Origin of the sequence: Microcoleus sp. N9_A1, assembly GCF_036701795.1 — a bacterium.
Taxonomy (GTDB): Bacteria; Cyanobacteriota; Cyanobacteriia; order Cyanobacteriales; family Microcoleaceae; genus Microcoleus.
Genome location: NZ_JAUBRI010000045.1, coordinates 1 through 14,637, shown reverse-complemented (window position 1 = coordinate 14,637; position 14,637 = coordinate 1). Strand labels below are relative to the sequence as shown.

The following is a 14,637-nucleotide window of genomic DNA, read 5'->3' as shown; positions in this document are numbered from 1 at the left end:
ATCACAAGTCATCACTTCTGTGAAAACTTAGAGTCTTCTTCTGGGTTGATTGAAGAAAGCCAAATCACAAGTCAGCAGTCAGAAATAATAGAAAAAGTAGGTTTGAACCCCGTCAACCCCGTCGAAATACCAAAACCCTTGCTAGTCGCGGATTTAAACTCCGCAACAAACTCCGCAGCAACCCCACGCGAACCCCTTCAAACCCCGCATCCCGAACTCAACGAAGATGAGCTCGAACTCGTGCAGATGATTTGGGTGGCAATAGCAGAACCCGACCCCGAATCTGCACGACGGACAGCGGCCGACATCTTGCCAATCCTTAAAGATGTCTGTGCCAGGGGAGCTGCAAACCGCGAGAAAGTTTGGGCCGCTTTGACCGATTCGGAGCGAGTGATATTCTCGGAACTGACGGCGAAGCCTCTCGCACTGGGCGACAATCCGCAGGAACCAAAACCCGCCGAAACCACGCCAGAGCAAGAAATTATCGCCCCCGCCGATGCCGAAAAACTGCGAGAAATCGCAATTGTTTGGTGGCCGGAACTGTATCCCGCACAAATCCAAAGTCTGCTCGCCCAGATGTACGCATGGGGTGCGCCGGGGACTCGGTACGATGCGGCCACCATCACGGCTTGGCTGGTTACTGAGGACACCGTTGTGCGCGAGCGGATTACCGAGTTGATGGAATTGAGGCTAGAGGCTTAGCCGAGTTCTGACAGTCAATAAAAAACCACACAAACCGCATCAAACGGCTGCTTGCGTGGTTTGGGTATCACGCAGAAAATTCATTCTGCGTGTTTCAAAAAAACTGTTTGATTTGAAAATGGAACTATTCGATAGCAGTTCTGCCCCCAATACGGTTCAGTTAATGTTTTTTGTCCGAAGAGAGCTTTGGGCGAAGCATAAGCCCTTCGGGCAGGCACGCGCCTTCGCAGTATCTATTTTTCACAGTGTTTTGTCTCCATGAGTGTCTTATCTGAACCCTATTGGTTCTGCCCCTAGTAGATTTGGGAAACCTGTGAAATACAGCCTATTCCAGCTTTATGAAGTACAGTAGCAGCAGCTTGTAAACCAGTTTTTGAAGTGCTTAGGATTGACCAAATAAGCGGGCAAAAGCCAGCAAAATGTCAACCCGGAGTGGTGGTGCTTGCTGAGAACTGACGTAAAAAAGATTTGAGTTGCGACTACCATAATTCTATAGGATTGAAGTCGGTAGAATAGGGTGATAAGTTCATTCACCTGTGTGGCTTGCCTCGGGGCAAGCCACATCGACGGCGATTGCTAGGTCTGCCGAGTGTCCGATAGTCTAAAAATTCCTCAGTTGCGTAAGTCGTATCAATTTTTAAAGCTGTAAAAGCTAATCCAATTCAATTTCTTGGGTGTGCCGTTTATACTGTTGGTTATTTTGTTGAAAATTTGGCTGTTCTTGCTCAATTAATTGTATCCAGATATCATTCCAACTTGACTGTTGATTAACAAGTTCTGCATTCGGTAGCAGCTCGCTTGCATTTCGAGCGAGCATATAATCTTCTGCGATCGCTATAATAACGCTATCGAGTTCTTGTAAGAATTGTATAGGCAGTTGTGAAGCTCGTTCAATTCCTAGGTAAAGTGTCGCTGGTGTTGTTGTAGAGTTATTCTGTTCAATAAGCAAAATTGAAAGGGCTTCGATTGGGTTACAGGCAATCACAGCTCGCTCAATTTCTCCAGTAGTGGCTACCCAGAAAGCAGCTTCAGATGACAGGGGATGGGTTGTAGTAAAGTTGCCCAATTCATCTATGACAAAAGCGAACCGGGCTTCTCCCTCAAGCGTCCGTCCTGTAAATACAGCCTTTTCTGAGCCGGCATACAACCAAGAATGAGAGTGCAATAAATCAAGCAATTCTAAAGGTAAACTGTACTCGACTGCTAGATGCGATCGGACTTTTTGCCACTGAGTTTCATCAGGCTCAGGCAGGATTGACAGTTGTAACTCTAACTCATTTGCTGTTGCAGAAGTTGCAGGTGTGGTTGTTTCTAGCTCGGATTGTGACGACTCTAACTCATTTGCTGTTGCAGGAATTGCAGGCGCGGTTGCTACTAACTCGGATTGTGACGACTCTAACTCATTTGCTGTTGCAGGAGTTCCAGGTGCGCCTGCTACTAACTCGAATTGTGACGACTCTAGCTCATTTTCCTCTGCCTCGCCAGGGGCGATAGCTAAGTGTTGTGGCTGCATTAAAGCCTCAATTAGGGCGTTATCTCGCCCTTGGTCATAGCTAACGCCTCGATGCTTCTGCAATCCAGAAAAAGTGTAGGCTTTACCCAACTGAGTGCCACTTAAAGCGACTCCATCTAAATTGTATGTAAGAAATGCCTTTACTGAAGCCGATTCCAGTTCGTGTGACTTGCACCTCTACGCCTTGTTGCTGCAACTGCTCAACGAATTCTGGCATACTTGGGTTGTCTTGGGTAACTTCATCAATTAGGTCTTGCAATTGCACCCTGACGCTCTTGTTTCCCTTGCTTTTTAATTGCCTGTGTTCTCCTGTAGTCTGAGCTCGCTTGTCTGTTTCCCAACTGGGTGTAACAGTTTCCAGGTTGTAGTTCCGTTCGAGCTGGCGAATAGTTTCTTGGCTTTTGTAATAATCCCAGCTATCGTCAACAACACCTCCATCTAGGCAAATGCGACTGGCGACGATGTGGATGTGGTCGTGTTCTGTATCGCTGTGCTTGACAACTGCGTATTGGTTGTTGTCAAATTCCATCGCTTTCATGTAGTTGGCTGCGATTGCCAGCCAGCGTTGGTCATTTTCTTCAGAATCTTCTAGTTTTTCGGTGCTATCGACAGATAAAGTGGCGTGAAAAACTGCTACTTTCAGGTTAGGTCTTAGTTGTCGGGCGATGGCAAATTCAGTAGCGAGTTCTTCAGGAGTTTGTCCGCACATAGTACCGCCAATTAGAGCGGCGTCTTTTTTGCCCAGCACGTAGTTCAGACAGCCCCGAAAGCCTGTACCTTTGATTTGTTTGCCGATCATAACCGAAAAGCCGTCAGTTGCACAGAATCGATTGCTCAGGCGGTAAAGCCCAGGCTTGTTAATAATTAGGGTACTGTAGATTTGGCGAGGTTTGCAACTATTGTTTTAATTGCATTCCCGTTCTCTCGAATGAGTTGCTGTACGCTTTCTAAGAGTCCTGTATTGACAACCACTGGTTCTCCCAATGCCACAGAACTATCACAAGCTTTAGCCATCTGATTGAGGTTGTTTCCTGCCATTCTCAATTGGGCATCAATCTTGCATAAAACTTGATAGGCTTTTAAGTCAAATGCAGCTAGAGGGCGCGGCAGGGCTCTCCTCAAAGCTGCACGGCGCATGAAGTCGCTCATGCTCAAATTTACTTGCTCTGCTCTTGCTTTGATTTGATTGTAGTCTGAGTCAGTGAGGCGAATGTGAATATGGTTAGATAGCAGCTCTCTAGGTTTGGCTTCCGATAAAGTTTTCATAGTTTTTAATCAGTAAAAACCTCTTACCAAGATACAAGTTAACAACTGTAATCGACAAGCGCTATTCAGGTGATTTTATCTCCCCCAATTGGAGAGGGCTGTTTAGACAGTTTATTAAGGTAGAGACTGACTATAATTTTCTTTATTTGTATAGAATAGTGGATTTAGGTGCGATCGCACTTGAATAAGTGATGAGCTTGTTGAATTGCTTTTGAAGCATTTTCTCCCTCTAATTTCTTAGAGCTATAGAATATTCAGCTTAAATCGTAGTACAAATAGTTACAGTTGTCATTAAAGCTAAAGAAAGTATTAAACCCGACCTTACGGTTAGGCTTCCGTAAAAGGAGGGTGCATTATTTCTCTTCCTGCACGTAAAAGTGCGGTTTGTGATCACAAAACCATTGCTTGCTACCGAGAGAGAACAGCCAAAACCAGCCTCAACAAGCAAAGGCAGTCTCTGCACAAAAAAGCAGTAATTTGACCGAAAAAGTCAGGCGTTTGCAGGATATTTTCCGGTAAATACAGGTAAAGTGCAGTTCCTGCAAATACCTGCACTTGCCTGACTTTATACTGCAAATGCCTGACTTTATACTGCAAATCCCTGACTTTAGCTGACGCAACAATTAGCTAATTTTTTAGCGTTTTTAACAAAATCCGAATTGATTTAATAGTCAAGTTACAATACCTAAGTTGAATTAAGAATCAAGTTGAGCAAGTGTGAGGAAATTGGCAGGTAGCTAAAATTTATGAAGCGATTTTGTAGCGTAGTACCCACTATGCCAGCAATAAAGTTGAGGCTGGACTATCTGGTTTTTGCGCTCCGTTGAGGGTGTTTGCGAGTGTAAGGCTTACCTCGATCAAGTGTCCGCTGCCGTCTATTGCTAACAGTCAACTACTAAACTACCATCGCCAGCCTTTCAATTCTTTCCAATAGCAAGCGAGTGCGACCTGAAATTTTAGCAACGGGTGAGAGGAAAGCAGGCGCGATGGAGCACAGATTTGCAAGCTCGGCTCGAAACCATCCTGATAAAAATGCTTTCACTTCTTCGTCAGCTTGTTGCACTTCCTCGAACAAACTAAAACGCCCGTCAAGCAGTGCCACAATGTCTTCAATATCGGAACTAAAATAAAAGTTACCCCCGCCTCTACCCGTGAAAGCTTCTATTTTGGAAGCGAGGAGGTAAGGCGTTGAAAAAATTAGGATTTGCCTACCACTTGGAAGTTGGTAGTGAATAGAATTAGCAATACCTGGCTTGTACCAGCGGTTAGAAAACCCTAGTACCGACTCATCGCACGGCATCACATCAATTGAAATGCCCTCATATTGCCAGCGACATAGGGGTGCCCCTGGTTCTATAGTTTCTTGAAGCCCAAGGGTTCGCAACAAGTTCGAGAAGTTGTAATATTCAGCTCTGGACGTGATTTCCACAACACAATCAACATCATCGGTAGGTCGAATGTCAGGAGCCGCCACTTCGTCCAGATACAGGGATATCGTTGCCCCTCCTGTGAAGACGATGGTAGTGCGTACTTGAGAGAGTATCCGGGCGACTGTTTCCAGCATGAGTATCTGCGGGTTCATAGAGCGACGATCCTCTTTTCAAGTTCGCTAGCGGCTAAACGTTGCTCCCGCACCCGACCAACTCGAATAGCGTCAATCAAGCTGAGCAAGGCGTAGAGTTTTGGATCGTTACTGGCAGCTTGGGGGACTGAACGGTACAGAGGCGCGATTGCCTGCCCTCTGACGACACCTTGAGGGTCAGGCCAGACGTAAACCTCAGATGGTGAGGCAACCAGCTTGCTTTTCAATGGCTCAGCAGAATGTGCAGTTGGCAGTCCCCGCGAGAGGGGGCCTGGTTGGGCGTAGAATACATAGCGCAGCCCGTGAACCAAGAATTCCAACACCGCTTGCTTCAAGATTTTCCGCTCGGAGCCATAATACAGACCGGCAGCTTCAGAACGCTCAAGGGCAGCATGAACCTCTGATGCGCTCATGCCCAAGCTTTGAGCGAGAGAACTGTACGTCCAGTTCGTTGAATCCCAACTGTGGACTTTGAGTATTGCAAGGATATCTTGGGGTTTTAGCATAGCGGATGAGCGAGCGCATTGTTTCCTTTATTCTACATTCGCGAATGGCGAATAATTAAGGTGTGGCGACTTTAATTTACTGCTCGGCGCTCGTTGAAGGGCAATCGCCATGTAGCGAATACAGCGCTCGCCCCGGCCGCTTGAAGCCGTTGTAGGTAGGAGCGTGATCACTATAAGTTTCAGAAAACTTAGCCGGAATTTTCCTTTACCGCTATCGGTATAAATATATCTCCCAACATTGCTATTGCTACCACTGCTCCTAACTTTTTTCCCTAGCTTCCTATCAGGCATAAAATTTAGTTTACAAGAGAGCGAGCTTTTGAGCGATCGCTACCCAGGCGTGATGGAAAAATTGCGGCAATTGATGCCAGTGCTGCCACAAAAGCCGCCACAACAACAGGAGCAATGTGAGCAATCGGCACAGTCGAATATCGGGTAAAAATCAAGCTACTTAACACCTAGGATTCCCCATTCATCAGGGTGCATTATTTTTTGTCTGCATAGATTAGTCAGGGTTTGCGATCGCAAAACCATTGCTTGCTACCGAGAGAGAACAGCCAAAACCAGCCTCAACAAGCAAAGGCACGAACAGCACAAAAAAGCAGCAATTTGACCGAAAAAGTCAGGCATTTGCAGGATATTTTCCGGTAAATACAGGTAAAGTGCAGCCCCTGCAAATACCTGTAATCTCGCTGATTTTATACTGCACTTGCCTGACTTTATACTGCAAATGCCTGACTTTAGCTGACGCAACAATTAGCTAATTTTTTAGCGTTTTTAACAAAGACTGGATTGATTTAATAATCAAGTTACAGTATGGTAAGTTGAATTAAGAATCAAGTTGAGCAAGTGCGAGAAAATTGGTAACACAGTAGCCGTTATCTGAATTGAATAAAAAATCAAATAAGGAGTATGAGAAAATTGGCAACACAGCAGCCGTTATGTCAGCCTTGACAGTTGCATAAATTGCTGTTGTCGGGCCCGCGCTTTGCAATCGGCTAAACTGTTGGTATGAAGGCAGGTTAAGAGCAGACCCTAATACGGTGTCTTAAGGGCGAGAGCGTCTGGGATCGTTGCAACGCCGGTCAAGTAATGAGTCTAACCTGACCGAGCCGTACTGGTTTCGAGTCCTAGATGGGGAAATACCCTTCGCCTGATGAAGCTGTAGCGGTTTCAACCCCTAGGCTGGAGAATATAACAAAGCTGACTCTCGTACCAGAAAAGCAACGAATTAAACCAACGAAACTACCTATGACAATTGGCAAGCTTGAACTCATCATCAAAATTAACGAACTCCCGAATAACGTAGAGACTAACAAAGACAACTGGAAAACCTTTGAGCTTGACTGTGACGGTCGGGTAGTGTCCGTTACTGTTAAGCCCAAAATATGGAAGAAGCTTGAGGATGCTGCTGCCAACTATCCCATGTGGGTGGCTGCTATCGGTGGCAAGATGGGCGAATCAACATCTAACGGCTTTGTGCTATCAGACCCAAATATTCAAGTCTTTGAGAAAAAACCGAAGGAACCTAAACCTGAAGCCCTGCAGTGAGGGAGGTTTGAGTAACAATTGTGCAGAAACTTGCGAACACGGCTGAAAGCCTCGCTTAGCAAGGATTAAAGCTAAATCAGTTAGCAAGCCAATTTGGGGTAAATGGCTTGCTAGCCGATTTAACTGGCTGGTCGTTTTAATCCATTGATAGCCGTTGATGGCAATAGCCTCGAAGTTACTGTCACAGTTCCGCAATCCCAAAAATTCCCTATCGTGATGAAGCGGTAGCAGTTCCAAACCCTGAACCAGCTTATGCTTTTATTCTGACCTAAAGCAGCATTTGTTTAGAGTTCTAGATGGGGAAATACCATTTTTTCTGATTCGACGGCGATCGTCCGAGTTAGGGGTGACATACAGCTTAGAGGAAAAAAATGTGACCCTTTCGGACTTACTATGCCAAACGGTTGTCAAAATGACTCCAAAACCAGCTATACCGAGATTTTAAGTATCGTCTGATGCGATTTAGCATAACAGGTACGGAAGAACCAAGATTTTAAATGTGAAAATTTTGGAAATAATTTAGGAGACATCATGGGAGAAGCAAAACGCAGAAAACAACTAGACCGAAAATACGGTAAAAAGCAACCAGTCGAAATTACGATCAAAAAGAAAGCTAGTCCGTTAACCGCTAAAGAAGGTTATCTTGTGTTGGTGACGGCTCTTAGAAGTTACAAGCTTGATTCGTTTTTTTACTACAACTACGAAGATGCTATCAAAGCGGGTAGCATTATAAATTTGACTCTGAATAGCCTATCAAGCGATGATTGGAAAAGTTATTTCAAAGAAGAAGGAGATGCTTGCTATCCTCAAAGCTTGATACCTAATGAAGTTTTTAACCAAGCAAGCGAAGTGCCGGGAACTATCGTTTCAGGCAATGAAACTATGGAAATAATAGCGTACTCTGAACATACACTTGCAAAAAGTGTTAGAAATTGTACGCAAGCTGATTTTATAGAGGTTATGATTCCTGTGCATACAATCATTCCCGAAGGTTTAGCAAAACTAATGCAAGAGGATAACAAAATATGCGAAGAAAACGGATGGCCGATTATGTGGAAGCAAGCAACCATTGAACGGCTGGAGACACGTAGAAAAATAGAATGTGATTTAATTGAAGATTGGGTTAAATCAGGAATAGATAGAACAATGGCTGAGTTAAACATACACGCAGCTAAACAAGAACTTATCCGAAAAAATGGAGGTTGGTACTAAGTGATGTTAGACGATCGTGTGGTTAAGTTTTTAGATTGTTTTGAGACTGTATTTCATGCTGACTGGGGTCACACTCGTGATTGTCTTTCAGAAATTCCACAGTCAGGTAGTTTCTTAGATCCCACTCCTGGTCAATTTTATGACGGCGACGGGCTTGGTTGTTGTTCTTGGTCTAATTATGCTGGCTTATTAGCCGAATATAGGACGCTTCGTGCTTTGTTAATAAGTGAAGGTTTGTACGAACCAGACTGGGAAAAAAGAAAAGAGAGGAGTTAAAAGTAAACCCATGAACTGCCAAGAATTAGAAGCCGCCACCCAAAAGGCAATTCTGGAAAATCAACATAACCTTACCGCGCCTGTGGTTGTTCAGATTTGGAAAACGCGGAAATTGTGTATTTTCCCCGCCTATCCGTTTATAGAAATAGTAATTTTCTTATTCTCTATCAATTTACTGGGGAATTAACCAGAAACGATGGGGCTACCTAATAAGCCGATCGCCCCTGGTTTCTCCGTGCCAGCACGGAAACATCGAAGAGTTACAATATGCAAAATTATATGATGCCCTAACGATTGCTCATGATGACGATCCCTTCGTACCAGTAGTTTCAGGAGTTTTTATTATGGGTAATCGACCGGACATGATATGATTGTAATACTCTAGCGCTTTCTGTTGTTCTCCCAAATCTGAGTAGACAGTACCCATGTTGTTGAGGGTGACAGCTTCCCCACTGCGATTGCCGATTGCCCGTTTCAGAGATAGGGACTGGTTGTAATACTCTAGCGCCTTCTGTTTTTCTCCCAAATCTGAGTAGAGTAAGCCGATATTGTTGAGGGTGGTAGCTTCCCTACTGCGATCACCGATTGCCCGTTTCAGAGACAGGGAATGATTGTAATACTCCAGCGCTTTCTGTTGTTCTCCCAAATCTGAGTAGAGTAAGCCGATATTGTTGAGGGTGGTAGCTTCACGGGAATGATCGCCGATTGCCCGCAATAGGGGAAGGGACTGGCTGTAATACTCTAGCGCTTTCTGTTTTTCTCCCAAATCTGAGTAAATACGGCCGAGCCAGGTGAGGGTGTTCGCTTCCCCAGAGCGATCGCCCGCCGCTCGATACATTTTTAATGCTTCTTCTAATTTGACGATCGCACTTCTTTTTGCTTCCGCTGTTCCTTGATTGTAGAGTTGTGATCCTTCTTTGAAAGCTTTTGCAGCAGCGTCGCTACTGTTAGTTTGTGCTGTTTGTACGACTTTGCCAACGGACACGGCTGCTGCCACTGGCTGACTTAGCTGAACCAAAAGTGCGATCGACATACCAGCCAAAAACAATTGAGCGCGATCAAACATAGCCACCCCTTTTGTATTTTTGTCAATCTTACTCACTAGCTCGCTTAGTGTAAAGGCAGGAAGAAGTAAGGGCGATGCAAGTATATTTGCATGGGGAAATTCAGGGAGTGAGGGAATCAGGCGACGTAGCCGATGAGAGGAAACTTGACGTAAAGTAGACAGGATAAAAAATGTAAATAAAAGTTAAGTTTCAATCACTAGAATGCTCTTATTAAGAGCTAAAAGCTATCCAGTAAAGACTTACAAACTAAATCACTTACAACTCAAAAAATGTAGCTGATTTTGATGGACAAAGCTATAATAACTCCTAGGTACCTAAAAGGTTATAAATTCCAGCATTTCTTAGTGCTCGACAAAAACCACGGCTACCGCTCAAACTTAGCACTCATAACTTTCTCTAGGATTTCGTTCGACAATCACTTTGTCTGGCGAGCGTTGGGTTTCTTCAACGCTCCACAGCCAATAACTAAATAAAATACTAACCTTGACCAGGAGTTCACCCGAACTCCTTTTTTTGTGTTTATTTTAATGTCGAGTTCAATTGAAAGTTTGTTACCCAATTAAAAAGGAGTTTTGACATGGCTAAACCCAAACATAAAAGCATGAGGAATCAGCCAGAGATGTATGACGAAATTAAAAAACCCTTCACCTTTAGCCTCACACAAACAGCCGTCAAAGAACTGGAGCTTCTTGCCAAAATACACGGCATTTCTCGCTCAGAACTTGTCGAACAATTTGCGAGAGGACAGATTAAGTTGCAAACTCAGCCACCCACTCAAACTAATCATTAGTCAGAAACCCAAACTTTTTTACAATCCAGCCCTTTTTTTAGCCTCACTGATGGCACTATGAACCTTTTAATTGCCCGAACCCCACTGCTGTATTTTGGTTATCGAATACAAAAGCCCAAAAGCGCTCCCTTACAAAGATTAGCTACTAAGCAAGAGCTAATTTTTGCTAGTTTTGACCAACTTAGTGGTTGGGATATGGCGTTGCTTTTATACCTTTCTAAGCATAGCAAGGCATTAGCTCTTACGCATAACATAAGTTTTTTTGCGGTTATAAACAGCCAGAAATTTATTTATAAACTAAGCTGCGTTTTCAGGAGAAAAACCTTATTTTACAAGGCTTGCGACCGACTACTGCCTAGCGTAAAAACTACAGTAAAGTTGTGATTTACTGTAGTTTTTACTATTATTTGAATGAGAGCCAGTTTCTGAAACCCTCTTTTCAAAGCTTCGTAGCACTTCCACAAGACCTAAAGTTGTCCCGTCTTGCTCTACTACCATTTATAACAATGAAAAAGAACCTCTCTTTGACCGATATTCTCGGTTTGTATGCTACTCACGTTCAGAGCCAGCACCCGCACAAGAAAGCGCAAGAAATTATCGCTCAAACTGAAACGGCTATCAACCGTTATACTTTGCCAGGATGGGGCTTGGAGCCTTTCAAAGGTCGCAAGCCCACGCGAGTTGAAATAGACAGGGCAACGACCTTTAAAAAAGGTATAAACGTTGAGCAATTCACAACTGCGAAGGAAGCTCAAGAAAAAGCTTTTGAACTGCTGCAACCTTCGGATAGTAGTAAGGAGGTTTATAGCTGCCGGCTTAAGGAAATTGTTTCTTGGTCTAGCCAGCAAGGCTGGTGGCCGGGAAATACCTTACCTGAGAAACCTGTTGATTGCTGCGGAGGTCGCCGCCGTCGAGGCTATGGAATTATGGCGAAAACGCTACTGACGAGCCGCTCTGCCTTGCCACCTTACGGGCTGGGGCCAGAGCAAGTCTCAGAGAAGTTAAAAGCTGAAACTGAACATTTTTACAAGTTTCGTACCTCCGCCCATTGCCAGGGCAGGCTAGAAGACCCGGTGAAAACTACAGCCTGCCGCAACCAAATTGGTTTGTTCTTTCACTTGCTGGGCTGGTTCCATCTCCACCGAGGAGTGCCGTTGGAAGAGCTATCTTTGAATACTTTAATTCCGCCAGTTGAACTCAAGTATGCGGCTTCTAAGGAAGTTGCGGTCACAATGGCTGCTAAGGCAGGGGATTATGTGGATCGCTGGGTTTGCGAATTCTGCAACTTTTTGATAGAGGAACGAAATGCCAAAAGCCCGCATACTCGCAAGAATTACCTGTGTGCGCTGCTGGCGGTGGCGAAGTTTCAATACCACAATGAAATCACTTCTAGCGATTACAGTGAAGTGCCGGCGGTGAAGGTTTTGCGCGGACGGCTGTCACTGGGAACTAAGGAGTTGAACAACCACGTCCCCGTGGCGGATGTGGATAAGAAGTGGCTGGATTTGCCGCAAGTTTTGGAACTAATTGTCGAACCGCTGCGCTTGGAGTGCCAACCGAAGTTGGCGTGTGGTTCTCCGAGGTCTCTGAAGGCGACTGCTTACAGCTTCCAGCGCTACGTGCTCTGGGGGTGTTTGACCTATAGTCCCCCTCGGCGACAGCAGGAGTTTAGGGAGCTAAAAATGGCTCTTGAGTGTCCTGTGAAGCGACCTGTGGATGTGCCTGCTGACGGTTTGTACCAGCCTCTACCTACGGGTCGTAACCGTGACAGGAATTGCGGTTATCTGTCTAGGACGCCGGATGGTCGCTGGTTCCAGGATCTAACGCCCGAGGCGTATAAAACGGGTAAGACTTACGGACACCAAGATTTGGAGATTCCTAACGTGCGGTTCCCTGACGGACGATGTTTCTATGACTATTTGGAAGCATGGCTCTATGGCTATTATAAAATGCCCGATGGGAGTTGGCGATCCTGCGGGGGAACTTTCAACCCAGGTGAGCAGGATGTTGGGCGTTTGTGGTCGGGCCGTATGCAGTTCGACCCCGTGGGTGAATTCGTTTTTGTGCGGCACAATGGCACACCTTTTGCTGAGGACAGTATGGCTAACTATATCAGTAATGCTGCTCATGCTTTGACGGGCCAGCGATTGACTCCTCACTTACTGCGAGACATCTTTGCGACTCATTTTTTGGATAACGGAGCGTCTGACTCGGACATTGCTTCTCTGGCTTATAGCATGGGTCATAGCCCGCAGATTCTCCGGGCGAGTTACGACCGTCGCAGCCCTGTGCAGAAGCACAGACCCATTCAGTTAGCGGTTATGGAGCTAGTCCAGAAGTCTTTGCATCCCGACTCAACTTCTGACTAGCGAACTGTAATTCGCTTTCCCCTGCATAAGCGTGCAGGGGTTTTTTTTACTGTTTTTCTGACTTTAATTACAACAGGACTTATGCAAGTCACCCCAGACACGTCTGTTGAGTTCAGGCATTTGGGGCATCATATTGCTGGTTAAAAAGGTAGTGTGGTTATTTGCTTGGTTGTGGGTGCCATCTGCGCTTGGTGCAATGTGTCCCCTGTTGTAGCCGCTTCCTGTTTTATCGCTTGGTCGCACTTTGTACCAAGGAGCGGGGAAAGCGTCGTCTGGGCAGAAGTTGTCCTGGCGGTCGGCTGTTCCAATCCAAGAGCGGTTCAGTTGCTACGAAACCCAGTTGGCAGTGTGAGTTTTGCTGTTGGGGGAGAGCGCGTACTGCGGCTTCACCATTAAATAGTTGTCGGTGGTGGCAACGCTGGAAGCTGCATTGCTAGGATTGCCCAGAAGTAAGTTGCGGTTGTTGGTTGCCGAAGTGATCGGTGGCTGCGCTGTGGGTTTCTGCACTCTTTGTTTAGGAGAAACTCGCGGCAGTGAAGATGGCGGGGCTGATGTCAGATTGCAGCCAGCCATCATCCCCAAAATCAGAGCGATCGCCCCCAACTGCCGTATTTTCTTCATGCTGCACCGCTCCCTTGCGAGTCCAGTGCCAGCTTACTAACATACGCACCCAACATTACACGAACTCAAGAATGCAGCGATTGACGGGAAAGGTAACTGCTGCAAATAAGAGAAAAAACTGGCAGCGCTCAAACATTCAAATGTTCAAATGTTCAAATATTTAAATGTTTTTACTGGCACTAAGCTGCTGGAGGTATTGAGCGACCGATTTTTCAACCAGCTCGCTGATTTCTTCACCTGACTGTGCGGCAGCAGATTTGAGGTCGCGGTGCATTTGTTTGGGCAAATAAACCGTGGCCCTGACAAAGTTTGGGTCTTTGCTTTTGGGTAACGCCGGAGTTGGTGCAGGTTCGACGTTAGGTTCGCCGGGTTTGAGTTTCTTGGCCTTTAACAAATCATCAAAGCGGCTCACGGCAATATCTCCTTGCCGACAGCGGCATAACAACCCCAAGCAGCTTTGGCGTAGGCATCTTTGACAGCACTTACGGGAACCCCGGCCAGCGCGGCTTTTTGAAATACTGCCAGTCGCCTGATCTCAGCTTTAAATATCGGCAACTGGGCTTTCTCGATCGTTCTGCGAGACTCAATCCCGACTTTGCTGGGAGCAGGTGGGATGAGGGTGAGCAAAATGCGGTAATTCGATTTTAGGGAATGCAGAGCTTCCACCATTTGCACCATCGCGGTGAGGGCCATTGCATCGGGAGAACTCGGCAAAATCAGCAAGTCACACCCTTCAGCTACAGTTTTGAGTTCGTCGGGGTCGGGTCTGGCCGGCGTGTCTATCACGATGTGTTCGTAATCTCTGGCAAAGCGAACTCCTTGCTTTTCATCCACGACTTTGAACGGGAGAGAACCCCGCGCAGCCCAATCCAAAGCACTGCGGTTGAGGTCGCCGTCTACCAAAAGCGTGGGCGCTTTGGTTTGCAGATAAGTCGCCAAGTGCAGCGCTGTAGTTGTCTTTCCGACTCCGCCCTTAAATGAGGCGATTGTCACGATCATAGGTTTATCGATACGTTGAGTTAATCAATTTTACCTTTTAATCATCTAAACGTCTAAAAATTTGAATGTTTGAATGTTTAAAGCGATGTCGTATCTTACCAGTTATAGGGCTACCGTGTACACACAAGTCCAGCTAGACTGGGTTTGAGAAGTTAGAAACAAAATAAATCATGGAAAATCCCA

The 14,637-nt window shown here is 45.7% G+C and carries 17 protein-coding genes and 1 pseudogene; 7 read left to right on the top strand and 11 right to left on the bottom strand.

Annotated elements, in window-relative coordinates:
• Nucleotides 1-702: pseudogene (locus QUA58_RS20000) on the top strand (hypothetical protein); the annotation flags it as partial.
• Nucleotides 703-1,354: 652 nt separating this feature from the next.
• Here the strand turns inward: QUA58_RS20000 and QUA58_RS19995 are convergent.
• The 6 genes from QUA58_RS19995 to QUA58_RS19970 form a co-directional block, all read right to left on the bottom strand.
• Nucleotides 1,355-2,305: a hypothetical protein gene (locus tag QUA58_RS19995; protein WP_333395493.1), complete on the bottom strand. Its 951-nt coding sequence runs from the start codon at nucleotides 2,303-2,305 to the stop codon at nucleotides 1,355-1,357.
• Entirely contained in the window at nucleotides 2,298-3,014 is a 717-nt protein-coding gene (locus tag QUA58_RS19990; protein WP_333395491.1) for a relaxase/mobilization nuclease domain-containing protein, read from the bottom strand. Before QUA58_RS19990 ends, QUA58_RS19995 begins: the two co-directional genes overlap by 8 nt.
• A gap of 65 nt (nucleotides 3,015-3,079) precedes the next feature.
• A complete protein-coding gene (locus QUA58_RS19985; protein WP_333395489.1) occupies nucleotides 3,080-3,481 on the bottom strand; it encodes a plasmid mobilization protein in 402 nt (133 codons plus the stop codon).
• A gap of 895 nt (nucleotides 3,482-4,376) precedes the next feature.
• Nucleotides 4,377-5,063, bottom strand: a complete 687-nt coding sequence (locus tag QUA58_RS19980) for a hypothetical protein (protein WP_333395487.1) — start codon at nucleotides 5,061-5,063, stop codon at nucleotides 4,377-4,379.
• Nucleotides 5,060-5,476: a hypothetical protein gene (locus QUA58_RS19975; protein ID WP_333078723.1), complete on the bottom strand. Its 417-nt coding sequence runs from the start codon at nucleotides 5,474-5,476 to the stop codon at nucleotides 5,060-5,062. Before QUA58_RS19975 ends, QUA58_RS19980 begins: the two co-directional genes overlap by 4 nt.
• A 389-nt stretch (nucleotides 5,477-5,865) precedes the next feature.
• Nucleotides 5,866-6,027, bottom strand: coding sequence for a hypothetical protein (locus tag QUA58_RS19970; protein WP_333099039.1), 162 nt, complete (start codon nucleotides 6,025-6,027; stop codon nucleotides 5,866-5,868).
• Nucleotides 6,028-6,820: 793 nt separating this feature from the next.
• Between QUA58_RS19970 and QUA58_RS19965 the strand changes: the two genes are divergently transcribed.
• The 4 genes from QUA58_RS19965 (at nucleotide 6,821) to QUA58_RS19950 (ending at nucleotide 8,795) form a co-directional block, all read left to right on the top strand.
• Entirely contained in the window at nucleotides 6,821-7,120 is a 300-nt protein-coding gene (locus QUA58_RS19965; RefSeq protein WP_333395485.1) for a hypothetical protein, read from the top strand.
• 531 nt (nucleotides 7,121-7,651) lie between these two features.
• On the top strand, nucleotides 7,652-8,332 hold the full coding sequence (locus tag QUA58_RS19960) for a hypothetical protein (RefSeq protein WP_333395483.1): 681 nt from the start codon (nucleotides 7,652-7,654) through the stop codon (nucleotides 8,330-8,332).
• Between the two features lie 3 nt (nucleotides 8,333-8,335).
• Nucleotides 8,336-8,608 carry a hypothetical protein gene (locus QUA58_RS19955; RefSeq protein ID WP_333395482.1) on the top strand — a complete coding sequence of 91 codons (273 nt, stop codon included), beginning with the start codon at nucleotides 8,336-8,338 and terminating at the stop codon, nucleotides 8,606-8,608.
• A gap of 10 nt (nucleotides 8,609-8,618) precedes the next feature.
• On the top strand, nucleotides 8,619-8,795 hold the full coding sequence (locus tag QUA58_RS19950; protein ID WP_333395480.1) for a hypothetical protein: 177 nt from the start codon (nucleotides 8,619-8,621) through the stop codon (nucleotides 8,793-8,795).
• A gap of 111 nt (nucleotides 8,796-8,906) precedes the next feature.
• On the opposite strand, the gene QUA58_RS19945 is transcribed toward QUA58_RS19950, so the two are convergent.
• Nucleotides 8,907-9,674, bottom strand: a complete 768-nt coding sequence (locus QUA58_RS19945; protein WP_333395479.1) for a tetratricopeptide repeat protein — start codon at nucleotides 9,672-9,674, stop codon at nucleotides 8,907-8,909.
• 578 nt (nucleotides 9,675-10,252) lie between these two features.
• On the opposite strand from QUA58_RS19945, the gene QUA58_RS19940 reads away from it, so the two are divergent.
• Both QUA58_RS19940 and QUA58_RS19935 read left to right on the top strand, forming a co-directional pair.
• On the top strand, nucleotides 10,253-10,465 hold the full coding sequence (locus tag QUA58_RS19940; RefSeq protein WP_333395478.1) for a hypothetical protein: 213 nt from the start codon (nucleotides 10,253-10,255) through the stop codon (nucleotides 10,463-10,465).
• Between the two features lie 506 nt (nucleotides 10,466-10,971).
• Nucleotides 10,972-12,834, top strand: a complete 1,863-nt coding sequence (locus QUA58_RS19935) for a site-specific integrase (RefSeq protein ID WP_333395476.1) — start codon at nucleotides 10,972-10,974, stop codon at nucleotides 12,832-12,834.
• A gap of 63 nt (nucleotides 12,835-12,897) precedes the next feature.
• Here the strand turns inward: QUA58_RS19935 and QUA58_RS31595 are convergent, their stop codons facing one another.
• From QUA58_RS31595 to QUA58_RS19920, 4 genes are all read right to left on the bottom strand, one after another.
• A complete protein-coding gene (locus QUA58_RS31595; protein WP_445301890.1) occupies nucleotides 12,898-13,158 on the bottom strand; it encodes a DNA/RNA non-specific endonuclease in 261 nt (86 codons plus the stop codon).
• A gap of 3 nt (nucleotides 13,159-13,161) precedes the next feature.
• Entirely contained in the window at nucleotides 13,162-13,455 is a 294-nt protein-coding gene (locus QUA58_RS19930) for a hypothetical protein (protein WP_333395474.1), read from the bottom strand.
• A 160-nt stretch (nucleotides 13,456-13,615) separates the two neighbouring features.
• Complete coding sequence (locus tag QUA58_RS19925; RefSeq protein ID WP_333395472.1) at nucleotides 13,616-13,867, bottom strand: CopG family transcriptional regulator; 252 nt, start codon at nucleotides 13,865-13,867, stop codon at nucleotides 13,616-13,618.
• Nucleotides 13,864-14,454, bottom strand: coding sequence for a ParA family protein (locus tag QUA58_RS19920; protein ID WP_333395471.1), 591 nt, complete (start codon nucleotides 14,452-14,454; stop codon nucleotides 13,864-13,866). The genes QUA58_RS19925 and QUA58_RS19920 overlap by 4 nt, the downstream gene beginning before the upstream one ends.
• Between the last annotated feature and the right edge of the window lie 183 nt (nucleotides 14,455-14,637).